Source organism: Rhodococcus sp. KBW08, from assembly GCF_003852455.1.
GTDB classification, from domain to species: Bacteria; Actinomycetota; Actinomycetes; order Mycobacteriales; family Mycobacteriaceae; genus Rhodococcus_F; species Rhodococcus_F baikonurensis.
On the sequence record NZ_QAJJ01000025.1, the window covers coordinates 93,035 to 113,840 of the forward strand.

22 protein-coding genes and 1 pseudogene are annotated in these 20,806 nt (G+C 62.3%); 13 read left to right on the forward strand and 10 right to left on the reverse strand.

The window, feature by feature from the left end; genetic code table 11:
* The first annotated feature begins 30 nt into the window (after window positions 1–30).
* On the forward strand, window positions 31–1,251 hold the full coding sequence (locus tag DBV08_RS28590; RefSeq protein ID WP_095968485.1) for a fatty acid desaturase: 1,221 nt from the start codon (window positions 31–33) through the stop codon (window positions 1,249–1,251).
* Between the two features lie 4 nt (window positions 1,252–1,255).
* Here the strand turns inward: DBV08_RS28590 and DBV08_RS28595 are convergent, their stop codons facing one another.
* The 4 genes from DBV08_RS28595 to DBV08_RS28610 form a co-directional block, all read right to left on the reverse strand.
* The gene (locus DBV08_RS28595) at window positions 1,256–1,924 is read right to left on the reverse strand and encodes a methionine ABC transporter permease (RefSeq protein ID WP_124569640.1); all 669 of its coding nucleotides are present in this window, start codon (window positions 1,922–1,924) and stop codon (window positions 1,256–1,258) included.
* Complete coding sequence (locus tag DBV08_RS28600; protein ID WP_124569641.1) at window positions 1,921–2,922, reverse strand: methionine ABC transporter ATP-binding protein; 1,002 nt, start codon at window positions 2,920–2,922, stop codon at window positions 1,921–1,923. The genes DBV08_RS28595 and DBV08_RS28600 overlap by 4 nt, the downstream gene beginning before the upstream one ends.
* A gap of 12 nt (window positions 2,923–2,934) precedes the next feature.
* A complete protein-coding gene (locus DBV08_RS28605; RefSeq protein ID WP_042952942.1) occupies window positions 2,935–3,792 on the reverse strand; it encodes a MetQ/NlpA family ABC transporter substrate-binding protein in 858 nt (285 codons plus the stop codon).
* 115 nt (window positions 3,793–3,907) lie between these two features.
* A complete protein-coding gene (locus DBV08_RS28610) occupies window positions 3,908–4,366 on the reverse strand; it encodes a nuclear transport factor 2 family protein (RefSeq protein WP_124569642.1) in 459 nt (152 codons plus the stop codon).
* 130 nt (window positions 4,367–4,496) lie between these two features.
* On the opposite strand from DBV08_RS28610, the gene DBV08_RS28615 reads away from it, so the two are divergent.
* The 6 genes from DBV08_RS28615 to DBV08_RS28640 are packed head-to-tail and all read left to right on the forward strand — an operon-like array spanning window position 4,497 to window position 10,161.
* On the forward strand, window positions 4,497–5,663 hold the full coding sequence (locus tag DBV08_RS28615; RefSeq protein ID WP_124569643.1) for an acyl-CoA dehydrogenase family protein: 1,167 nt from the start codon (window positions 4,497–4,499) through the stop codon (window positions 5,661–5,663).
* On the forward strand, window positions 5,660–6,607 hold the full coding sequence (locus DBV08_RS28620) for a bifunctional MaoC family dehydratase N-terminal/OB-fold nucleic acid binding domain-containing protein (RefSeq protein WP_095968489.1): 948 nt from the start codon (window positions 5,660–5,662) through the stop codon (window positions 6,605–6,607). The genes DBV08_RS28615 and DBV08_RS28620 overlap by 4 nt, the downstream gene beginning before the upstream one ends.
* Window positions 6,607–7,722, forward strand: a complete 1,116-nt coding sequence (locus DBV08_RS28625; RefSeq protein ID WP_124569644.1) for an acyl-CoA dehydrogenase family protein — start codon at window positions 6,607–6,609, stop codon at window positions 7,720–7,722. The genes DBV08_RS28620 and DBV08_RS28625 overlap by 1 nt, the downstream gene beginning before the upstream one ends.
* Complete coding sequence (locus tag DBV08_RS28630) at window positions 7,719–8,147, forward strand: MaoC family dehydratase (protein WP_095968491.1); 429 nt, start codon at window positions 7,719–7,721, stop codon at window positions 8,145–8,147. The genes DBV08_RS28625 and DBV08_RS28630 overlap by 4 nt, the downstream gene beginning before the upstream one ends.
* A complete protein-coding gene (locus tag DBV08_RS28635) occupies window positions 8,147–9,325 on the forward strand; it encodes a lipid-transfer protein (RefSeq protein WP_124569645.1) in 1,179 nt (392 codons plus the stop codon). Before DBV08_RS28630 ends, DBV08_RS28635 begins: the two co-directional genes overlap by 1 nt.
* A 14-nt stretch (window positions 9,326–9,339) precedes the next feature.
* Window positions 9,340–10,161, forward strand: coding sequence for a MaoC/PaaZ C-terminal domain-containing protein (locus DBV08_RS28640; RefSeq protein ID WP_124569646.1), 822 nt, complete (start codon window positions 9,340–9,342; stop codon window positions 10,159–10,161).
* A 111-nt stretch (window positions 10,162–10,272) separates the two neighbouring features.
* Here DBV08_RS28640 and DBV08_RS28645 read toward each other — a convergent pair whose 3' ends face one another.
* Window positions 10,273–11,049 (reverse strand): SDR family oxidoreductase, encoded by a 777-nt coding sequence (locus DBV08_RS28645; protein ID WP_124569647.1) that lies wholly within the window; start codon window positions 11,047–11,049, stop codon window positions 10,273–10,275.
* 199 nt (window positions 11,050–11,248) lie between these two features.
* Here DBV08_RS28645 and DBV08_RS28650 point away from each other — a divergent pair, with 199 nt between their 5' ends.
* The gene (locus DBV08_RS28650; RefSeq protein ID WP_020909130.1) at window positions 11,249–12,010 is read left to right on the forward strand and encodes an SDR family NAD(P)-dependent oxidoreductase; all 762 of its coding nucleotides are present in this window, start codon (window positions 11,249–11,251) and stop codon (window positions 12,008–12,010) included.
* A gap of 15 nt (window positions 12,011–12,025) precedes the next feature.
* On the opposite strand, the gene DBV08_RS28655 is transcribed toward DBV08_RS28650, so the two are convergent.
* On the reverse strand, window positions 12,026–12,802 hold the full coding sequence (locus DBV08_RS28655) for an SDR family NAD(P)-dependent oxidoreductase (protein ID WP_124569648.1): 777 nt from the start codon (window positions 12,800–12,802) through the stop codon (window positions 12,026–12,028).
* Window positions 12,799–13,437, reverse strand: coding sequence for a hypothetical protein (locus DBV08_RS28660; protein ID WP_124569649.1), 639 nt, complete (start codon window positions 13,435–13,437; stop codon window positions 12,799–12,801). The genes DBV08_RS28655 and DBV08_RS28660 overlap by 4 nt, the downstream gene beginning before the upstream one ends.
* 189 nt (window positions 13,438–13,626) lie before the next feature.
* Between DBV08_RS28660 and DBV08_RS28665 the strand changes: the two genes are divergently transcribed.
* Entirely contained in the window at window positions 13,627–14,538 is a 912-nt protein-coding gene (locus DBV08_RS28665) for a LysR family transcriptional regulator (RefSeq protein ID WP_124569650.1), read from the forward strand.
* A 16-nt stretch (window positions 14,539–14,554) separates the two neighbouring features.
* On the opposite strand, the gene DBV08_RS28670 is transcribed toward DBV08_RS28665, so the two are convergent.
* Both DBV08_RS28670 and DBV08_RS28675 read right to left on the reverse strand, forming a co-directional pair.
* Entirely contained in the window at window positions 14,555–15,409 is an 855-nt protein-coding gene (locus DBV08_RS28670; RefSeq protein WP_124569651.1) for an AraC family transcriptional regulator, read from the reverse strand.
* A gap of 21 nt (window positions 15,410–15,430) precedes the next feature.
* Window positions 15,431–16,333, reverse strand: a complete 903-nt coding sequence (locus tag DBV08_RS28675) for a siderophore-interacting protein (protein ID WP_124569652.1) — start codon at window positions 16,331–16,333, stop codon at window positions 15,431–15,433.
* 141 nt (window positions 16,334–16,474) lie between these two features.
* On the opposite strand from DBV08_RS28675, the gene DBV08_RS28680 reads away from it, so the two are divergent.
* Genes DBV08_RS28680 through DBV08_RS28695 form a run of 4 tightly spaced genes read left to right on the forward strand, consistent with a single transcriptional unit; the run spans window position 16,475 to window position 20,444 of the window.
* Window positions 16,475–17,506 carry a hypothetical protein gene (locus DBV08_RS28680; protein WP_124569653.1) on the forward strand — a complete coding sequence of 344 codons (1,032 nt, stop codon included), beginning with the start codon at window positions 16,475–16,477 and terminating at the stop codon, window positions 17,504–17,506.
* A 5-nt stretch (window positions 17,507–17,511) separates the two neighbouring features.
* On the forward strand, window positions 17,512–18,498 hold the full coding sequence (locus tag DBV08_RS28685; protein WP_124569654.1) for a hypothetical protein: 987 nt from the start codon (window positions 17,512–17,514) through the stop codon (window positions 18,496–18,498).
* A gap of 9 nt (window positions 18,499–18,507) precedes the next feature.
* Window positions 18,508–19,797, forward strand: coding sequence for an adenylosuccinate synthetase (locus DBV08_RS28690; protein ID WP_397488169.1), 1,290 nt, complete (start codon window positions 18,508–18,510; stop codon window positions 19,795–19,797).
* Window positions 19,794–20,444: an NUDIX hydrolase gene (locus DBV08_RS28695; RefSeq protein ID WP_124569656.1), complete on the forward strand. Its 651-nt coding sequence runs from the start codon at window positions 19,794–19,796 to the stop codon at window positions 20,442–20,444. The genes DBV08_RS28690 and DBV08_RS28695 overlap by 4 nt, the downstream gene beginning before the upstream one ends.
* A 6-nt stretch (window positions 20,445–20,450) precedes the next feature.
* Here DBV08_RS28695 and DBV08_RS28700 read toward each other — a convergent pair.
* Window positions 20,451–20,806, reverse strand: a pseudogene (locus DBV08_RS28700) (VOC family protein); the annotation flags it as partial.

A 20,806-nucleotide genomic window follows, 5' to 3' on the forward strand; every position in this document is an offset into this window, starting at 1 on the left:
GCACGGAGAAAACCGATACGGAGAAACACTGTGGCGATCACCGACATCAAGGAATATGCCCATCTGACCGAGGAAGACGTCGAGGCGCTCGGGCGCGAGCTGGATGCCATTCGGCTCGACATCGAGGAGAAGCGCGGCGCGCACGATGCTCGATACATCCAGCGAACGATCGCGTTTCAACGCTCTCTGATGGTGGCCGGCCGCATCGTCTTGTTCGCCAGCAAGAAGAAGCCTGCCTGGATTCTGGGGACTGCGCTCCTGGGTGCCGGCAAGATCATCGAGAACATGGAACTCGGCCACAACATCATCCACGGCCAGTGGGACTGGATGAACGATCCCGAGATTCACTCGAGCAACTGGGAGTGGGACAACACCTGCCCGTCCTCGGGATGGAAGCACTCGCACAACTTCACTCATCACAAGTTCACCAACATCGTCGGCCTCGACAACGACGTGGGTTACGGAATCATGCGCGTCACCCGTGATCAGAAGTGGCACGCCGACTATCTTTTTCAACCGATCACGAATTTCGTTCTCGCGACACTGTTCGAGTGGGGCGTGGCACTGCATCACCTGGAAACGGACAAACTCCGCAAGGGTGAGGTGAAGTGGTCCGAGAAATCGGAGATGGCCAAAGACGTCGGAAAGAAGATCGCGCGGCAGGTGACGAAGGATTACATCCTGTTCCCCGCTCTGACCGGTCCGGCGTGGAAGACCACGTTGACGGCCAACGTCGTTGCAAATCTCATCCGCAACTATTGGAGTTACGCCGTCATCTTCTGCGGGCACTTCCCAGACGGTGCCGAGAAGTTCACGCTCGAGGAATTCGAGAACGAATCGCGCGCTCAGTGGTATCTGCGACAGATGCTGGGGTCAGCCAACTTTCACGCCGGTCCGGTGATGGCATTCATGAGCGGCAACCTCTGCTACCAGATCGAGCACCACTGCTTCCCCGACTTGCCGAGCAACCGGTACTCGGAAATCGCTGTGCCGCTGCGCGACCTGTGCGACAAGTACGATCTCCCGTACACCACCGGCCCGTTGTGGAAGCAGTACGGATTGACGCTGCGGACAATCTGGAAGTTGTCTCTGCCCAACAGGTTTCTCTCCGCGTCTCAGGACGATGCTCCGGAGACGCATTCGGAGTTGAAGTTCCGCATCCGCGGCGGAATCAAGGAAGTCTTCGGTGTCGATCCGCAGACCGGTAAGCGGCGCGGCCTGCGAACTGCGATCGCGATGGTCTCGAGCTGAACGGTTACCGCTTGTGCGCCATTGAACGAACTACGAGATCGCCGGTCGACTGGATCGCCTGGACCAGCACGATCAAGATCACGACTGCGACGAACAGCACCGGGGTGTTGAATCGTTGGTAGCCGTACTTGATCGCGAAGTCGCCGAGACCACCGGCGCCGATGGCGCCTGCCATGGCCGAGAAACCGATCAGCATCACCGCCGTCAGGGTTGCTCCGGCTACCAAGCCCGGAACCGATTCGGGCAGTAGTACTTTGACGACGATGTCCTTGTCGGTAGCGCCCATGGACCGTGCGGCCTCGACGCGTCCGGAATCGACTTCACGCAGAGCGTTCTCGACGACGCGCGCGAAGAATGGCACCGAGCCGATGGTCAGCGGCACGATAGCTGCCGTGGCACCGAGCGCTGTCCCGACGATCGCCCTCGTCGCCGGGATGAGCAGAACCAACAAGATGACGAACGGCAGCGAACGGCCGATGTTCACCACGGTGCCCAGTACCGAATTGAGGACGCGGTTGGGACGGATTCCGTCGGGCGCGCTCGCGTGCAAGAGAACGCCGAGGGCGATACCGATGATCACAGTGAGCACGAACGAGACGCCGACCATGTAGAGCGTGTCGAGTAGGGCGTCCCACGCTTCGCCGAGGGAATCCTGCCAGGACGTCTTGTTCATGAGAACGTCACCTTCACTCCGCGCTGCGAAAGATGTTCTTCGACAGCCTTTCTTGTCTCTTCGTCGCTGACGAGTCCCGTGTGCGAGGCGAACTCCACGCGAAGACGGCCGACCTGATGGGCTCCGATGTCCTCGATCCCGCCCGAGATCACGGTGACGTCGACGTCGAGATCCCGTGAGAGTTGGGAAATCACTGGCGAGGTCGACAGTGAATCGACAAAGGTGAGGAGCGCCGGAATTCCGGTCCGGGATGTTCGCACCGTTCCGGTCGGCAGCAGTGCTTCACCGAGAGGCGAGTCCGGGTCCGCGACCAGTTCGGTGAGAGTTCCCTCGTCGACGATGCGGCCCTGATCGATCAGAGCAGCGCGATGGCAGATCCGTCGAACCACGTTGAGCTCGTGGGTGATCAGAACAATGGTGACACCGAGTCGTCGATTGAGGTCGGCGAGCAGGTCGAGGATCGAGTCGGTCGTGTCCGAGTCGAGGGCGCTCGTGGCCTCGTCGCACAGGAGGACATCGGGTGAAGCCGCCAAGGCTCTCGCGATGCCGACGCGTTGTTTCTGGCCACCGGACAGTTGCGAAGGGAACGCGTCGCGTCGGTCTTCCAGACCGACCAGCTCGATCAGTTCGTCGACGCGGGCACGTCGATCTGCCCGCGAATACCCCGCCACTTCGAGAGGAAACGCGATGTTGGCGGCGACGGAGCGGGAATGCAGCAGATTGAAATGCTGGAACACGACACCGATCCGCTTGCGTGCATCGCGCAACTGCGCCGGGCTCAGCGCAGTCAGATCGGTGTCGCCCAGCAGAATCCGGCCGCTGGTGGGGCGTTCGAGCAGGTTGAGGCATCGGAGCAGAGTGGACTTGCCGGCGCCGCTCTTGCCGATGATGCCGAAGATTTCGCCGTCTTCGATTTTCAGGGACACGGAATCGAGTGCATGCAGAACTTTCGTGCCGCTGCGGTATTCCTTGGAGACCGATTCGATCGAGAAGACCATGACGGGTCTCGATCAGGTGGCGCTGGCCGGAATGACCGAGCCCTGGTAGGTCTGCTCGATGAATGTCGCGACGTCGGTGGACGTCAATGCCTCAGCCAACTTCTGCACTCGCGCATCGTTTTCGAGGGAGGTACGAACCGTCAGGACGTTGGCGTACGGGTTGCCTTCGGCCTTCTCGAGCACCAGTGCGTCCTTGGCCGGATTGAGGCCGCCTTCGATTGCGTAGTTGCCGTTGATGATTGCGAGATCGACGTTTCCGTCATCGAGCGTGCGCGGAAGCTGCGGAGGATCGACCTGGGTGAACGTGAGCCCCTTGGGGTTGTCGATGATGTTCTTCTCGCTGATCTGGGTGATGTCGGTGCCGGGGGCACCCAACTGCTGATCGAGCTTGATCAATCCGGCCTGCTGCAACAGGTACAGCCCACGGGCGAAGTTCGTCACGTTGTTGGACAAAGCGACCGTTGCGCCCTGGCGTAGGTCGGCCACGTTGGTGACCTTCTTGGAATATGCACCGAGGGGCTCGACGTGGACCTTCGCCACGGCGACCAGGTCGTCGACACCCTTCTCCTTCGACCACGATTCCTGGTACGGCACGTGCTGGAAGAAGTTGGCGTCGGTGTCTCCGGCTTCGAGCACCTCGTTGGCGTCGAGATCGCCGGTGATCTCGCTGACCTCGATCTTGGTGTCGCCGAGCAGGCCCTTTTCTTCGACGAACTTCAGGATCTCGGCATGCGGAACAGAAGAAGCGACGATGCGAAGGGGTGCGTTCTCGTCGGAGGAGTTGTCGCTCGAGCACGCTGCGACGGTTCCGACTGCGACGGCGGCCACTGCGAAGGCAGCGAGGAATCTTCTGGTGCGCGAGCGTGACATGTGAATCTCCAAGACATAGCCGAACGCCACGCCGAGATGGCGTGACAGTTCGTGAACGCTAGCCCGGTAATCCTCCTGTGAGGAGATACAGAATCACCGCGATTTTTTCGTCTACCTATTGTCCGAGGAGGATGACCGGAACGTCCTCCGCGAAATCGACCACCAATTCGCGACGCGAGAACAGCCAGGTGCCGTCGACCTTTTCGAAGCTGTCCTGATAACGGATCTCGATCCGGTTGTCCCGGTGGCCCTCGCCCCGCGGATAGATGTGGTGGGCGGAGCAGTAGGTCTCACCGTGCGCGGTGGTGGGGCTGTCGAGGTCGAGGATCTGCTGCTCGACGATGTGCCGGGTCGAGTGCAGATGTGAGACGGCATCGACCACTGAACTGCTGACAACGGAGTTCCCACGTATCTCCGTCGGTGCATCCGTTCCGTTCAATGCCGGCGGCAAGACGAATGCCACGTCGTCAGTGAAGAGAGCCGCAAGTGCGGTGGTGTTTCGGCGGTCGACGGCCTGTGCGTACCTGGCGGCCAAGTCGGTGAGAGCGACGCGATCCGATGAGTCCATGCGCATATCTCACCTTATGTGACGCCGCTCATGTTTCGGCTTCCCGCTCAACGAGACATTCACAGCGCCCACCTGGGCATCTGGTTAGCGTCCAGGCCAAGAGTTGCCAGCCATGAATGCCATAGGAGAAACAGCGATGGATCTGAGGGAATCGCCCGAGCAGCAGGAGCTCCGCAAGGAGTTGCGCGCGTATTTCGCGGCGCTGCTGCCGGAAGAGAAGCGTCGCGCGGCCGGCGAGCAAGGTGTGGGCGGCGAGTACTTCCGCGAGATCGTGAAGTTGCTGGGTAAGGACGGCTGGCTCGGCATCGGCTGGCCCAAGGAATTCGGTGGCCAGGGACGCTCCATCGAAGAGCAGTTCGTGTTCTTCGACGAGGTTCAGCGCGCGGGTCTGCCGTTCCCCTTCGTGACGGTCAATACCGTCGGACCGACGTTGATGAAGTACGGCACCGAAGAGCAGAAGGAACGATTCCTGCCCGGCATTCTGGCCGGCGACATCGTTTTCGCCATCGGATACACCGAGCCCGAGGCCGGAACGGACTTGGCTTCGCTCAAGACCCGTGCGGTCCTCGACGATGACGAGTGGATCGTCGACGGCAACAAGATCTTCACCAGTGGCGCCAACACCGCCGACTACGTGTGGCTGGCGTGCCGCACCGACGCGGATGCCCCCAAGCACAAGGGCATCTCGATCCTGATCGTCCCCACCGAGGACGCAGGCTTCGAGTGGTCACCGATCAACACCGTCGGCGGCTTGATGGTGACGTCCACGTACTACTCCGGCATTCGTGTTCCGTCGAAGGACGTCGTCGGCGAGGTCAACGGCGGCTGGCAGCTCATCACGGCTCAGCTCAATCACGAGCGAATCGGCTTGGCAGCGATCGGTGGGCGTACTTACGGTCTGTGGAACCTGGTCCTGGACTGGGCCAAGGAAAACGGCGCCATCGACATCCCATGGGTGCAGCAGGACTTCGCTCGTACACACGCCAAGCTCGAGGCCATGCGACTGCTGAACTGGAAGATGACGGCAGCCGTCGCGCAGGACACGCTCTCCGGAGCCGACGCCGGTGCCACCAAGACGTACGGCACCGAAACTCACGTCGACGTCTATCGCACCCTCCTCGGAATTCTCGGCTCCGCCGGACGCATTCGCCCGGAGTCCCCAGGTGCGCTGCTTGCCGGTCAGATCGAACAGATCTCGCGTCAGGGTGTCGTGAACACCTTCGGTGGCGGCGTCAACGAAGTTCTGCGTGACATGGTCGGCACCATCGGCTTGGGACTCGTTCGCGAAAAGAGGGTCAAGTGAGCGACATTTCGGCGCAACTAGACGCCTTTGTCGGCCAGACTCTGGTCCCCACCACCTGGGGGCCCGACGAGGTCAACATCCCCATGATCAGGCATTGGGCCGAGACCATGGGCGATACCAACCCCGTCTACCTCGACGACGAAGCTGCCCGCGCCACCGGACGTGACGGCGTCGTCGCTCCCGCTCAGATGCTCCAGGTCTGGATCATGCGGACGTTCACCGACAAGATGGCGGGCAACGACCCGTCGCAGGTGTGGACCGATCTGATCGCCACTCTCGACGCAGCCGGTTACAGCTCCGTTGTGGCAACCGATTCCGATCAGGAGTTCTTCGCCGAACTGCGGCCAGGAGATCGCGTGAACTACACCGAGGTCATCGAGTCGATTTCGCCGGAGAAGAAGACCGGACTCGGTGTCGGACACTTTGTCACGACGCTCAAGACCTACCGCAACGGTGACGGCGAGGTGGTCGGCACCCAGCGGTGGCGGACGCTGCGGTTCAAGCCTCAGGAAGCTGCTGCACCGGAGGCGCCGCGCGCTCTGCGTCCGCGTCCGGCTCTCAACGCGGACAACGCTTTCTGGTTCGAAGCCGCCAAGGAGCACCGTCTGGTGATCCAGCGCTGCACGTCCTGCAAGACGCTGCGTCATCCCACCGGCCCGATGTGCGGGGAGTGCCAGTCACTCGAGTGGGACACGATCGACGCGTCGGGGCGCGGCACGGTGTACAGCTTCGTGGTCAATCATCATCCCAAGATCGACGCGTTCGACTACCCGCTCGTCGTTGCGGTAATCGAACTCGAAGAGGGAACACGATTGATCGCCAACATGGTGGGTATCGCGCCCGAAGATGTCGTGGTCGACATGCCCGTGGAACTTGACTGGATCGACGCCGACCCGGATCTGACGCTTCCCGCGTTCCGGCCGGCCGTACGCGAGGAGCACTGATGGACTTCAATTTCAGCGAAGAGCAGGAAGCAATTCGCGCACTGGCCGACGAGGTCTTCACCAGCAAGGCAACGATCGAGCGCACCAAGGAGATCGAACTCTCGGCCGAGCGCGTCGACCGTGAACTGTGGCGTGAACTCGCGAGCACCGGGCTGCTCGGCATCGCACTGCCGGAGGAGTTCGGCGGCGGCGGCCTCGGATTGTCGGAGCTGTACGCACTGCTCGAACAGCAGGGACGTCACGTTGCGGCCGTGCCGATCTGGGAGACGACCCTTGCAGCATCGGCTGTCAATGAATTCGGCTCCGATTCCCTTCGCGCCGAGATCCTTCCGAGTGTTGCCGACGGCAGTCGATTCCTGACCATCGGTCTCGAAGAGTTCGGTCCGTACACGGGCGGCGACCCACTGACCACGGCTGAGCAGGACGCCGACGGCAACTGGACCGTGACGGGTGAGAAGGCCGTAGTGCCGATGACTCACGTCGCGAACCTTGCTCTCGTTTCGGCAACCGCTTCCACCGGTACGGCACTGCTGCTGGTGGATCTGAATGCCGAAGGAGTGACGCTCGAACAGACGCAGTCCACCAACTGGGAGATCTGTGCCAACGTCACCTTCGCCGGTGCGCCGGCGCAGCTCATCGGCGCGGCCGACGGTACGACGGTTCCGTGGCTGATCGACCGAGTTCAGCTGGCGTTGGCAGCAATCCAATGGGGTGTCGGATCGGGCGCAGTCGCGCAGGCCGTCACGTACCTGAACGGCCGAAAGCAGTTCGGCCGTCCGCTCGCGACCTTCCAGGCCGTCAATCATCAACTCGCTGACTGCTACATCGATCTCGAAGCGATGCGCGTGACTTTGTGGCAGGCGGCCTGGCGCATCTCCGAGGGCCTGGATCTCGGCACCTCGGTACTGGTCGCCAAGTGGTGGGCAACCGACGGCGGACAGCGCGTCGTGCATCGCACCACGCATGTCCACGGCGGCATGGGGGTCGACACCGACTATCCGGTTCACCGTCATCTGCTGTGGGGCAAGCAGATTGCTGCCACCCTCGGCGGTTCCAGCTCCGACCTCGCGCGTCTGGGTGCGCAGCTCGCATCCGGTGTGGAGGTGCTCGCATGACCGTTCTTGCCGGTCGCAGTTACGCGGACATCATGGTCGGAGAGGCACTGCCCGAGTTGGCGATCCCGCTGACCCGTACGTTGATCGTCGCCACCGCGATCGCCACCCGCGATTTCCAGGACGTGCACCACGATCCGAGCCTGGCTCAGGAGCGCGGCTCCAAGGATGTCTTCATGAACATCCTCACGAGTAACGGTCTCGTCGGCCGGTACGTCACCGACTGGGCCGGATCTGCATCGACCTTGCGCCGCATCGCCATTCGTCTCGGGGCGCCCAACTACCCGGGCGACACCATGACGATGACCGGTGAAGTCGTCTCCAAGGAAGACGGAGTGGTCGTGGTCAAGGTGCAGGGCGCGAACAGCCTGGGGAATCACGCATCCGGCACCGTCGCAGTCGCTTTCAAGGAAGAGGGGAGGCCTTGATGGCGATCAGCCCGCTCTCGGGTGCCGCTGCCATCGTCGGCATCGGATCCACCGAGTTCTCGAAGAACTCCGGCCGCACCGAACTGCAGTTGGCGTGTGAGGCCATCATCGCGGCGCTCGCTGACGCCGGTATCGATCCCTCCGAGGTCGACGGTCTGTCCACCTACACGTCGGAGACGAACGGCGAAGCGATCGTGGCTCGCAACTGCGGCCTCGGTGAGCTGAAGTTCTTCTCGCGTATTCACTACGGTGGCGGCGCTGCGTGTGCCACGGTGCAACAGGCTGCTATGGCAGTTGCGACGGGTGTTGCCGACGTCGTGGTCTGCTACCGAGCCTTCAACGAGCGTTCCGGTGTGCGATACGGCCTGGGGCAGCACGATCGACCCATGGACAGCACGGCGGACCGAGCGGCATATGCGTGGATGACTCCTCAGGGATTGTCGACTCCCGCTCAGTGGGTCGCCATGTTCGCCCGTCGATACATGCACCAGTACGGTGCGACGAGTGAGGACTTCGGACGAGTTGCAGTGGTGGCGCGCAAGCACGCCGCCAACAACCCGGCTGCGTGGTTCTACCAGCGCCCGATCACGCTCGAAGATCATCAGAACTCACGCTGGATCGCCGAGCCGCTGCACCTGCTCGACTGCTGCCAGGAAACCGACGGCGGCCAGGCGCTGGTCATCGTCTCTGCCGAGCGCGCAAAGGATCTGGCCAACAAGCCCGTCGTCATCAAGGGCGCCGCTCAGGGCAGTAGCAAGGATCAGCACATGATGACCAGCTACTACCGCCCCGACATCTCCGGTATCCCCGAGATGGGCCTGGTTGCTCGTCAGCTGTACGGCCAGAGCGGCCTGAGCCCCGATGACATCAACGCAGCGATCCTGTACGACCACTTCACCCCGTTGGTGCTTCCGCAGCTCGAAGAACTGGGCTTCTGCAAGCCCGGTGAGGCCAAGGACTTCATCCGTGAAGGCAACCTGGAGATCGGCGGACGCCTGCCGTCCAACACGCACGGTGGTCAGGTGGGCGAGGCATACCTGCACGGCGTCAACGGAATTGCCGAAGGTGTGCGTCTGGTCCGAGGCACATCGACCAATCAACCGGCGGGCGTCGAAAACGTGCTGGTCACAGCCGGAACGGCAGTACCCACCAGCGGTCTCGTTCTCGGCGCTGTTTGAGAGAGGAAATGACAGTGACAACTTCGGAAGCTGCGAAGACCGCCGGCGATTGGCGCGGAGCCGATCTCGGTACCCGTACCGTGTCGTACACCGAGCGCGATGCGATCTTGTACGCACTTGCCGTGGGCGCCAAGGCAACCGAACTGGACCTCGTCTTCGAGGATCAGCTTCGGGTACTGCCGACTTTTGCGCTGACGCTGGCGCAGTGGGCTCCCGACGCTCTGGGCTCGGCGGGCGCCTTCGACACCTCGACGGCACTGCACGGCTCGCAGGAACTGAAAGTGCTTGCCCCGCTGCCGCGTAGCGGTGACGTGACCTTGAAGGCTTCGGTCGGCGAGGTGTGGGACAAGGGTGCAGCAGCGGTGTTCGAGGTGAAGGTCGAGTGCGAATACTTCGTCGCAACCTGGTCACTGTTCGCTCCCGGTGCCGGTGGATTCGGCGGAGAACGTGGACCCTCACGTCCGGCGGAGCCGACTGGCGAGCCCTCGCTCACCGGTGTGCTGACCACCGCGGAGAACCAGACGGCGATGTACCGGCTGCTGGGCGACAAACACCACATCCACATCGATCCCGAGGCTGCGGCGCGGATCAACCAGCCGCGTCCGATCATGCACGGGTTGTGCACGCTGGCCGCCAGCACACTCGAGCTTGCTCGGGTCGCCGGAGTGCATCCGGCTGATCTCGTCAGCCTCGAGGGCCGATTCGCTGCGGCAATCCATCCGGGTGAAGCGCCGTCCATCGTTGCGTGGGGAACTCCCGACGACCTTGCGTTCCAGGTCGTCAAGGGTGATCAGGTGGCGATTTCCGGTGCACGAGTGAGCTTCTCCACTCACTAGGCCCTCCATACTCAACTGCGGGGTGCTTGACCCCCTCGTCGCGCCCCGCAGTTGTTCGCACGAAAAAGCAGCCCCTGAGCACATTCGCTCAGGGGCTGCTTTGCGAGTGATTCAGTCCTGATGGGTCGCCATGTAGCGAGCCGGGTATTCGCCGCCGCCGTGAACGGCGATGTCGGCGCCGTTCACGTACGAGGAGAGTGGGCTCGCCAGGAACAGGCAGGAGTTGGCTATATCGGCCGGTACGGCCATACGCTCCATCGGAATGGTCTTGGTGACCGCAGCGCCGCCGTCGGCACCGTAGACCTCGGCGGCAGCCTCCGTACGGATCAGGCCGGTGGTGATGTGGTTGATCCGGACCTTGGGCGCCCATTCGAGGGCCAACGCCTTGGTCAGAACGAGGAGGCCCGCCTTGGCCGCGCTGTACGCCGCGGTTCCGGGCTGCGGGTCGATTGCCGAGACGCTGCCGATGTTGATGATGGCGCCGCCGTCGTCCTGCGTCTGCATGACTGAGTTGGCAGCCTGGGCAACGTTGAAGGGAGCCAACAAGTTCAGTGCCACGATCTTCTCGACGAAGCGGGGCGACACCGTCGCAGCATCGGCGTCAGGGGAGCCACCGGCGTTGTTGACCAGGACGTCCAGACGGCCGAAGCGCTCGACGGCATCCTGGACGAGGGCTGCGGCGTCGGCGGGATCGCGGACGTCCGTGGCGCGAAAGGCGGCGCTACGACCGTCGGCGGTGGGTAGAGACTCGGGCTCGTTACGGCCACAGACCAGCACGTTCGCGCCCGCGGCGAGGAAGGTTTCGGCGATCACGTAGCCGATGCCTTTGGTGCCACCGGTGACGATCACCGAGCGTCCGCTGAAATCGACAGGGTTGGGCAGTGTCACGGTGGAGCCTTCCTGGTGCGGTGCCGAGCTGAATTGCCGCCCAAGGTGATTGACGCGACATGGTCGCACACCTTAGGGTCAAGCAAGTGCTTGGTTGTTTTGTAGGTCGAGTGTAGACGACAAACGGCGGCAGTCACCAGAATCGGCCGGTCCCTCTCGCAAAAGGGCACCGTACGTCGAAGGACATTGGAGTAGTCAGATGGGCAAACTCGAAGGCAAAGTCGCACTCATCACGGGTGCGGGGCAGGGAATCGGGCAGGGGATTGCCCTGGCGTTGGCCAAAGAGGGCGCAGTGATCGCCGTTGCCGGCCGTACCGAATCCAAGTTGCACACTACGTGCGGACTACTCGCTGACATCGGCGCGCGCGGTGAGGCGGTGGTCTGCGACGTCAGCAAGAAGGACGACATCACCGCGGCCGTGGACCGTACCGTCGAACTGTTCGGCGGAATCGACATCCTGGTCAACAACGCCAACGACTGCAAGCCAGGCCCGCTCTTGAGCGTGCTCGACGAAGACTTCGAGCGTTCCTTCGCGACGGGCCCACTCGCCACCCTGCGCATGATGCAGGCGTCGTACCCGCACATGAACAGTCGTGGTGGTGGCGTCATCATCAACATGGTCACCTCGGCGGCCGTGCGCTGGGATGCCAGCAACTACGGCGCTTACGGTTCCATCAAGGAAGGCATGCGCTCGTTGACCCGCGCCGCGGCCTGCGAGTGGGGCAAGGACAACATTCGAGTTCTCAACGTCGCCCCGCACGCCAAGACTCCCGCGTTGCAGTGGTGGATGGACAAGAATCCGGAAGAGGCGGCGGCATTTGTCGCGGGTATTCCGCTGGGACGAGTCGGGGATCCCGAGACCGACATCGGGCGTGCCGTCGTCTTCCTCGTCAGTGAAGACGCCGGTTACCTCACGGGTGCCACGATCCCACTCGACGGCGGCCAGTCACGCTGGGGCTGACCGCCATCTACCCGATCAGGTCATCACGGCGCCGCCGTCGACGGCAATCGTCTGCCCGGTGACGTTGCGAGCCTTGTTGCTGAGCAAGAACGCGACCATCTCGGCGATGTCTCCGGGTGTCTGAGCTCGACCCATCGGAACCATCTGGGCGACAAAAGAATCGAAGACGTCGGAATCGGAGACATCTGCGAGCGAGGGATCGCGTCGACGCAGTTCCTTGATGGTCCGCAACCACATGTCGGTGAGGATCAGTCCGGGCATGACGGTGTTCGAACGGAGTCCTCGGGTCGCGCCGATCCGGGCGACACTGTGACTCATCTCGATCACCGCGGCCTTCGACGGTCCGTAGTGCGCGAGCATGTCACCGCCCAAGCGGGCGCCGATCGACGCGATGTTGACGATCGCTGCGGGACCCTCGGTTCTACTCACGAATTCTCGGCACATCAGGAAGCTGCCCTTGGTGTTCACCGCAAAGGTGTTGTCCCACTGGTCTTCGGTGATTTCGAGAAACGGAGTGAAGACGCCGATGCCGGCACAGTTGACGAGTGCTGCCGGACTGCCGATCGACGCAGCCACGTCGAACGCGTTCTTCACGTCGCCTTCACGTCGAACGTCGCATCGTGCCGTGTGAACCTCTACGCCAAGGCTTTCCAGGCGTGCTGCGGTGTCGGCGAGCGCCGCCTCTTCGATGTCGAGGAGAAGCAGGGTGCCGAAGTCCTCGGCAAGGCGCTCGGCAATGGCGGCACCCAACCCGGCTGCTGCGCCGGTGACGATCGCTACCGGCGCGCTCACGGCCGATGCGTTTCGAGCAGTGGTGCAAGCAGTTCGGCCGCGCGCGCTGCCGTGATGACTTCGCTCGGGTCCACCTTGGTCACCACTTTCGAGGCAGAATCTTCGTAGACGTGCTCACCGATGAGTCGACCCTGCTCGTCATATGGCCAGACGAATGCCAAGGTCCGACGTACGAGGTACCAACCGTCGGGGTCGATGTCCGACGACTGTTCGAGGACGGTGGGCGTGGATCCACCCGATTCGTGCACAGCGCCGAACACCCCGTCTCCGAGGATCGAACCGGGGACGAACTGACTGAAGAGGGTCTCGCCGGAGAACCCACTGTCGGATACGGCGAAGTCGGACTTGCCGGTCCACATGACAAGGGTGTCCGTCTCGGCGAGCGACTGGTAGAAGGTGGTGACGGCGTCCATGCCGTCCAGAACAATCGACTGCCCGTCTTCGAACAACCGATAAACGGGTTCTTCGACGGTCATGTCGGGTGAGAGGATTTCCTTGTAACGACCGGAGACCTCGAGCAACGCGTGGCGTCGGTAGTTGCGGAGGATCTTCTGGTGCCGTGGATTGTCGATGGTTTCCAATTGCTTTTCGACGCCATCCATCATGTGGACGAATTCGTGCTCGTACTTGCTCATCACATCTCCTGGTTGTCGCAGATTCGGCGGGCTGTCCGGATCTGCGACAACTGTGACCCGGCGAGGCATTCGCTGTACATGTAGAACTTCGTTCGAAAATTGCCAGTTTGCTTAACGCCGCTGTTCAGATACCGTGATGGTCATCACTTCGTGGGTCTACAGCGGCCGTAAACAACCGAATGGACGGTAATGAAAAAGGCGCGAAGAGGTGAGGATCTGAACCTGCGGTTGGTGTCCTCGTTGCTCGTCGTCGTGGCGGAAGGGCACTTCGGACGAGCGGCAGACCGGTTGTTCGTCACGGCGCCTGCTCTCAGTCAGCAGATTCGTCGACTCGAGGAGCAGGTGGGAGTCGAGTTGGTCGATCGCAGTTCGCACCCGGTGGTGCTCACCGCCGCGGGTGAGGTGTTCGTCGCGGATGCGCGGCCCGCGCTCGAGTTCGCCGTTCGCGCGATGAACGGGCTCGATGCACTCGAGCGTCGGCGGGCCAGGCGGTTGCGGATCGGATTCATCAACGGGGCTGCCGGAAGTTTGGGGCGTGCGGTGATCGATTCGTTGCATGCGGAGGTGGAGCTGGTCCAATTGGATTGGTCCCAACAGGTTTCCGCGGTGGCGAGCGCGACCGTCGATGCCGCCTTCGTGCGGCCGCCACTGCCGGTGCTCGACGGTGTGGTGCTCGAACGGATAGGCGTCGAACCGCGGGTGGCGGCGTTGCCTCGAGGACACCGACTGGCGGGTCGTACGAGCATCGAGATTTCTGAAATAGATGGGATGGTGCAGGTTTCGAGTGACGGTGCACCACTCGAATGGGTGAAATGGTGGTCGGTGGACCCGCGCCCGAGTGGTGTACCCGTCCGGTACGGTCCCTCGGTCCGCACGATGGACGAAGCGCTCGAGGTCGTCGCCAACGGTCGAGCGGTGGTCATAACGGCAGCAACCATTGCCGAGTACTACACCCGCTCGGATGTCAGTTTCGTGCGAATCTCCGACATCGAGCAGTGTTCGATCGATCTGTGTACCCGTGAGGGGGACACTGGTCCGGCGGTGATCGAGCTACGCAAAGCCGTAGCCGCCCTGGGCCTCGGCAGGACGACGAGCGAGTGACCGAAAGGTGGAGTGATCAGCGAAACCGTTCGCGATACTGGTTCGGGCTGCACTGCCACCGGGATCGGAACCTACGCGCTGCGTGGCCGGGATCGTGCCATCCGACGGCGCGGGCAGCCCCGGAAATGCTGAGTTCTGTTGTGCGCAAGAGAGATGCGAGATGTTCGACGCGCAATGTCTGCAGATAGGACATCGGACTGGAACCGGTGTCGGCAACGAACACGCGGCTCAATTGTGAAGGCGAGAGGGCGACCTCCGCGGCCAGCGAACCCAGAGTCCAGGGATGATCGAGGTTATTGTTCATCAACTCCACAGCCAGTTCGACCGTTGCACGGTAGCTGCGTTCTTCACGGCTATTCACCGTGGCGGAGACGAGAGGCTCGAGCACGGAGAACGCTGCGAACAGCAGGGCATACTGCTCGAAAATTCCGATCCCGAGATCTCGGGATCGGCCCGTGCCTGCTGCGAGTTCGTCGAAGAGTTCGGCCAGTTGCGCGGTGCGGTCGTCGGCATCGAGGATGAGAACGGGGCGAGGCGCGCGCGACTGCGGAGAAAACGCGGCACCCCAGCCCGGAACTCTCGTGATCCAGGACAACTCGTCGACGAACAGCGTCGGATCCAGGAAAACATTGGTGGTCAGCAGGCAATTCGATTCGAGGCTGTGGCGTGTGCCGGGAGTGAGGATCAACACGTGACCCGAACGAATATCCGTCACATCGTCTGCGCTGCGCTGGACTGCTCGGCCATCTCGTACGAGAGCCAATTCCACCACGTCGTGGCTGTGTACTTCCACGTCGTGGTCGAGGCGAAGATGCTCGGCGCGCACTCGGCGACGGGAACGCTCCGTGGTGTTCGTCGGCGTGACGCCCACGTTTCCCTCCTCCCTTGCAGTTCACGGCTTCGTCGATAGGAACTCCACATCGTCGACTGTCAGTTCGTCCAGTTCCTGAGGCGTCAGGTTCCGGCCTTCGGCGACCGCCGCGTGCATACGGGCGAAGACGTCGTCGGCCACCTCGTCGGCGTCGGCTTTGCGTTTCCAGTATCCAACGATATGCGAGTTCATCGGGGAGTAGCCGATGTCCAGGCGGAGGAGGTGACGGACTCCGCGGAGCGAGCCTGCCTCTCCCGCGGCCCAGACGTAGTCAGGCTGATGTGCCGACAACGCTTGACGGAGCTCTTCGATCATCGTCTCTTCGTCGGACCCGTGGATCCACCGAGCGCGACCGTCGGCGGCCGCTTCCAACGGAATCTCATTCTCCGGGCTGTCGGTGATCAGGAGCGTGATCGCTTCCTGATCGGTCGTGAGAGACTCCAAGATCGTCATGATCGCGGGGAGCGCGGACACGTCACCGAGCAGCAGCAGGGAACGGGCCAGCTCCGGGAGTGGTTGGTTCCCTGCAGCATTGGTCAGTCCGACAACGTCGCCGGGAACGGCGTTCGTGACCCACCTGCCTGCCGGCCCGTCGCTGTGGACGACGAAATCGATGTCGACCTCACACAGTTCCCGGCGGTGTGCGCGGATCGTGTACGTCCGCACTATCGGCTTGGGTGCGTCGTCGGGGTACTCGAAACCGTGTACCCCGACGGTCGGAATCGTCAGTTCTCGGGCGGCTGCGGAATGGTCGGCGTCATCGGGCAGAAAGATCTTCACCTTCGGAGCGATGCCGACGCAGTCGTAGTCGCGGAGTTCGCCGAACGTCACTCGAACGAAATGAGGCCCTATCTCCCTTTTCCTTGTGACGACAGCGCGATGGGTGGTGAATCGGGGGCGGATGGCCGTTTGCGTGTCCTGCATGTGGTGCTCCTTGGAAGCAATCGAAGTTAGGTATACCTATCTTCAAGCGAGACCGGTCTCGATGGTGAGGATGCAATGCGCATCTACCGGGATGCAATACGCATTGTTGCCGCATTCGTTTTAGTCAGTTAGACTAAAACCATGAAAACGACGCGCACTGCACTCGAAACGGTCGAGACGGCAAAGGTTTCGGCTGATGTGTTCGGGGGAGTCTCCAGTGATCTCGACTCCCGCCGCGCTGCAAAGCGTCGTTTTCATCGGCTCGCCTCTGCCATCCATCCGGACCGGGCGAAGCCCGAAGATCGGGTGCGGTACTCGGCGGCAACATCTCGGTTGAACGAGCTCTACCGGAGTTGGTCGGCAGAGTTCGAGTCCGCAGATTCTCGTCCCGTATATGTAGGCGAGCGGGGAGAGTATTCGTTGGGTGGACTGGTAGCCCGCGGCTCGGTCGCCAACCTGTACCGGTCCGATGCCGGTGTCGTACTCAAGATTCCGCGAAACCCTCGGGCGAACTCGATGATCGAGGCCGAACGGAATGTGTTGACGGACATCGAGAATTCGTGCGAAGCCGGTTGGGCAGCGCCGTACTTCCCGCGGTTGATCGACCGAATCACTCATGTGGACGCCGGCGCGCGACGCCAGATCGACGTGCTGGACGATCTGACCGAAGGTTTCGTGAGTCTCGCCGACGTCCGTGAGGCGTATCCAGGTGGCCTCGATCCACGGGACTGGGCGTGGATGCACCGACGGCTACTTCGTGCTCTGGCAGCAGCGCATGCGACTGGTTGGGTGCACACCGCGATTACCGCGGAGAACGTGCTGATCGAGCCTGATCGGCACGGGGTGGTGCTGGTCGGCTGGTCCTTTGCCACCCGTACGGGCAGCCGCCCGGTGGCGACGATCGGTTCCGATCGTGATTCGTACCCACCGGAACTCGGCGAAGGAGCGTCTCCGGCCTGGGACGTGTACATGGCTCATCATTTGATGCTCCGAATGCTGGGCGAGCAGACCCACGAACGGATGAAGGCGTTTGCCGACGGCTGCATGCAGGACAACCCGAGATTGCGTCCCGACGCGGTCGACCTACTTGGCGAGTTCGACGAACTCCTCGATCTTCTCTATGGCCAGCGGACATTTCGTCCGTTCGCCGTTCCATCCACGAAAGGACAGTGATTGTCATGGGCTACGGATACTGGGACGACAACACCTATTTGGCGGGCAAGACTTTTCGTGCCGCACGCGGTGTCGACGATTTCGGTTACACCGATTCGCTTCGGTCGCGTCCGCGAAGCAGTTGGAAAGCGGACCCGACCCTCGACCCCTTCGGCGTCGACAAGCGTGAATGCCGAGACTCGGACGGGCACCCCGATTCTCTCCCGATAGCAGTGCTTTTCGATGTCACCGGCTCGATGGGCGCTGTTCCTCGAATCATGCAGGACAAGCTCGGAAAGCTGCACGGGCTGCTGCAACGCAAGGGATATGCGGATGATCCGCAGATTCTGTTCGGTGGTATCGGCGACGCCGATTCCGATCAGGTGCCACTACAAGTCGGCCAGTTCGAGTCGGGTAACGCGATGGACGAGCAGCTTCGGACGATCTTCCTCGAGGGCAACGGTGGTGGTCAGAAGTCGGAAAGCTATGAATTGGCCGCATATTTCATGGCACGTCACACCAGTACGGATGCCTGGGAGAAGCGCGGAAGGAAAGGCTACCTCTTCATCATCGGCGACGAGCTGAACAAGCCGCGGCTCTCGGCTCGTCACATCCGTTCGGTGATCGGGGACAAGGTACGTCAGGACGTGTCGGTGCCGTCGATCTACCGTGAACTCGAAGAAAGATGGAACGTCTACTTCGTTCTGCCGGATCAGTCGTCGTACTTCAACGATCCGGAAATCGCGGATCACTGGAAGACGTTGCTCGGTGAACGCTTCGTCAAACTCGACGATCCCGCCGCGGTGTGCGAACTGATCGCGCTGACGGTCGGAATCGGCGAGGACCGCATCGACCTGCGTGACGGACTGGCGGATCTCCGCGACATCGGTTCAAGAGCTGAAGCCGAGACTGTCGGCAAGGCTCTCGCCCTGATTCCAGGGCGCAGCACCGCGACGGTGGCCGGGTTGCCCCGCGATCTCGGAACGAGCACTGACGATGTCGATTTCGCTTGAGAGGAGAACATGATGGAGCCGTTCGAAGACCGCGACATCGTCGTCGTAGACCTCGGGTTCGGAGATGCAGGGAAGGGAGCAACCGTCGATTGGCTGTGCTCCGATCAAGCCGACCTGGATGTGGCCGCAGTGGTCCGCTTCAACGGTGGGGCACAGGCAGCGCACAACGTAACGGTCGGCGAGCGGCACCACACGTTTTCGCAGTTCGGTTCGGGCACGCTGTCCGGCGTCCCGACGTTTCTCTCGAGATTCGTGTTGGTCGAGCCCATCGCGCTCGCCCGGGAGGCGCGTGCTCTGGAAGCGCTCGGAGTTCGAAACCCGTTCGATCTGATACGGATCGACGCGCGCGCATTGTTGACGACACCGATTCACGTGGCCGCCAACAGGGCCCGCGAGGATGCTCGCGGCGGTAACCGACACGGCTCGTGTGGAAAGGGGATCGGTGAGACTGCGGCGTATGCGCTCGAAGTTGCGAATGCGCCTACGGTGGGGGACTGCCTTCGGCCGGACTCCTTGCGTCGTAAGTTGTCGGCGTTGGCCACATTCCACGATCCGATGATCGCGGAGAGTCGCCACGGTTTTCCGCCGATCGACGACATGGTCGACATGTATACGGAATTCGCTGCGGTCGTGGACATCACCGGTCCGGATGCTTTGGGTGCGATCGGTGCTGATGGCCGATTGGTGTTCGAGGGGGCACAAGGTGTCCTTCTCGACGAGTGGCGGGGCTTTCACCCACACACCACATGGTCGACGGTCGAGCCGTCGAATGCGCGAGCAATGATCGACCAGTTGGGCCGGGGCAGTTACATACTCGGTGTCACCCGCACCTACATGACACGGCACGGAGCTGGGCCCTTCCCGACCGAGGATCCAGCGCTGGCGAAGGTCTTGCCCGAGGAGCACAACGGCACCGGCGAGTATCAAGGTGAGTTTCGGATCGGGCACCTCGACGAGTTGTTGTTGCGCTACGCAATCGAGGTCAGCGGTGGCGTCGACGGATTGGCGCTGACGCACCTCGATGCGATGGATCGTGGCCTGACGGCAGGCATCCCGATCCACGGGGTGCAGGAATACGAGGGGTGGCGATCCCTCCCGGTCGGACAGTGGAAGGATCTCGATCACCAACAGGCACTGACAGATGCCTTGCAGGCCGTAGCGGTTGTGCCGAAGGGTATTCCGACTGACAGGGAGGGCTTCGCCGGTTACCTGGGTCAGGAAATGGGAGTTCCGGTGGTTCTGGCTGCCGACGGCCCTGACCGGGCCGATCGTCGTGAGTGGAGCCCTGTGCCTGCATGATGGATGGTGTGGACCAGTCTCTCGTCTCGATCGACGTCATCGCTCTGCGGTTCGGTAACCCGGAGCCGGGGCAACTGCGATTTGCCGTCACACCGCGGCAAGCAGAGCCGTACACCGGGCAGTTGGCGCTGCCCGGTGTACTGCTGGGCGCCGGTGAGCGATTGCAGGACGCCGCCAGGCGAGCCGTGACCACCAAGCTCGAAATTCCCGAAGAGAAGATCCTGGCCGGTGGACAACTGACCGTGTTCGACGAGCCCAATCGCGACCCTCGTGGTCCGACGCTCTCGGTGACCATGTGGGCAGTGATCTCGTCTGACGAGGTGCCGGGTTCAGCCGAATGGGTGAGCTGGGACAACCCGGGGGACCTTGCGTTCGACCACAATCGGATAGTCGCCGATACTCGCCCCATCCTTGCGGACACCCTCTTGTGGCGAGATCAGGCATTCACACGAGCGCTGCTGGGACCGTCGTTTCCGGCGTCGTACGCCTTGGCCGTGGCGGAGGAGCTTTCCGGTGTGCGTCCGGACCCGGGCAACTTGAACCGCACACTCAAGTCGCTGCCCGGACTGGAACGAACCGACGAACGAGTCCGGGTCAGCGCCACCGGGCGACCCGCGGTGGTCTGGGCTTGGACCGAAAACAGCTGACCTACCTCAGAAGTTGCCCCGCGCAGCCTGCTCACGCTCGATCGCTTCGAACAGGGCCTTGAAGTTTCCCAGCCCGAATCCCAGCGATCCGTGGCGCTCGATGATCTCGAAGAACACGGTGGGCCGATCACCGATCGGCTTGGTGAAGATCTGTAGAAGATAGCCGTCTTCGTCGCGGTCGACCAAGATGCCTCGCTTCTGCAATTCCTCGATCGGGACTCGAACCTCGCCGATGCGCGCTCGGAGTTCGGGATCCTCGTAATACGAAGCAGGAGTGGAGAGAAACTCGATTCCTTCGTCGACCAGAGCGTCCACCGCTGCGAGAATGTCGTTGGTCGCAAGTGCGAGATGCTGAGCGCCTG

What these genes read in the sequence shown, in the direction of transcription:
- DBV08_RS28595 (WP_124569640.1), bottom strand. Translation starts at nt 1,924, where the DNA reads ATGAACAAGACGTCCTGGCAGGATTCCCTCGGCGAAGCGTGGGACGCC.
- DBV08_RS28600 (WP_124569641.1), bottom strand. Translation starts at nt 2,922, where the DNA reads ATGGTCTTCTCGATCGAATCGGTCTCCAAGGAATACCGCAGCGGCACG.
- DBV08_RS28605 (WP_042952942.1), bottom strand. Translation starts at nt 3,792, where the DNA reads ATGTCACGCTCGCGCACCAGAAGATTCCTCGCTGCCTTCGCAGTGGCC.
- DBV08_RS28610 (WP_124569642.1), bottom strand. Translation starts at nt 4,366, where the DNA reads ATGCGCATGGACTCATCGGATCGCGTCGCTCTCACCGACTTGGCCGCC.
- DBV08_RS28615 (WP_124569643.1), top strand. Translation starts at nt 4,497, where the DNA reads ATGGATCTGAGGGAATCGCCCGAGCAGCAGGAGCTCCGCAAGGAGTTG.
- DBV08_RS28625 (WP_124569644.1), top strand. Translation starts at nt 6,607, where the DNA reads ATGGACTTCAATTTCAGCGAAGAGCAGGAAGCAATTCGCGCACTGGCC.
- DBV08_RS28630 (WP_095968491.1), top strand. Translation starts at nt 7,719, where the DNA reads ATGACCGTTCTTGCCGGTCGCAGTTACGCGGACATCATGGTCGGAGAG.
- DBV08_RS28635 (WP_124569645.1), top strand. Translation starts at nt 8,147, where the DNA reads ATGGCGATCAGCCCGCTCTCGGGTGCCGCTGCCATCGTCGGCATCGGA.
- DBV08_RS28650 (WP_020909130.1), top strand. Translation starts at nt 11,249, where the DNA reads ATGGGCAAACTCGAAGGCAAAGTCGCACTCATCACGGGTGCGGGGCAG.
- DBV08_RS28660 (WP_124569649.1), bottom strand. Translation starts at nt 13,437, where the DNA reads ATGAGCAAGTACGAGCACGAATTCGTCCACATGATGGATGGCGTCGAA.
- DBV08_RS28665 (WP_124569650.1), top strand. Translation starts at nt 13,627, where the DNA reads ATGAAAAAGGCGCGAAGAGGTGAGGATCTGAACCTGCGGTTGGTGTCC.
- DBV08_RS28675 (WP_124569652.1), bottom strand. Translation starts at nt 16,333, where the DNA reads ATGCAGGACACGCAAACGGCCATCCGCCCCCGATTCACCACCCATCGC.
- DBV08_RS28680 (WP_124569653.1), top strand. Translation starts at nt 16,475, where the DNA reads ATGAAAACGACGCGCACTGCACTCGAAACGGTCGAGACGGCAAAGGTT.
- DBV08_RS28685 (WP_124569654.1), top strand. Translation starts at nt 17,512, where the DNA reads ATGGGCTACGGATACTGGGACGACAACACCTATTTGGCGGGCAAGACT.
- DBV08_RS28690 (WP_397488169.1), top strand. Translation starts at nt 18,508, where the DNA reads ATGATGGAGCCGTTCGAAGACCGCGACATCGTCGTCGTAGACCTCGGG.
- DBV08_RS28695 (WP_124569656.1), top strand. Translation starts at nt 19,794, where the DNA reads ATGATGGATGGTGTGGACCAGTCTCTCGTCTCGATCGACGTCATCGCT.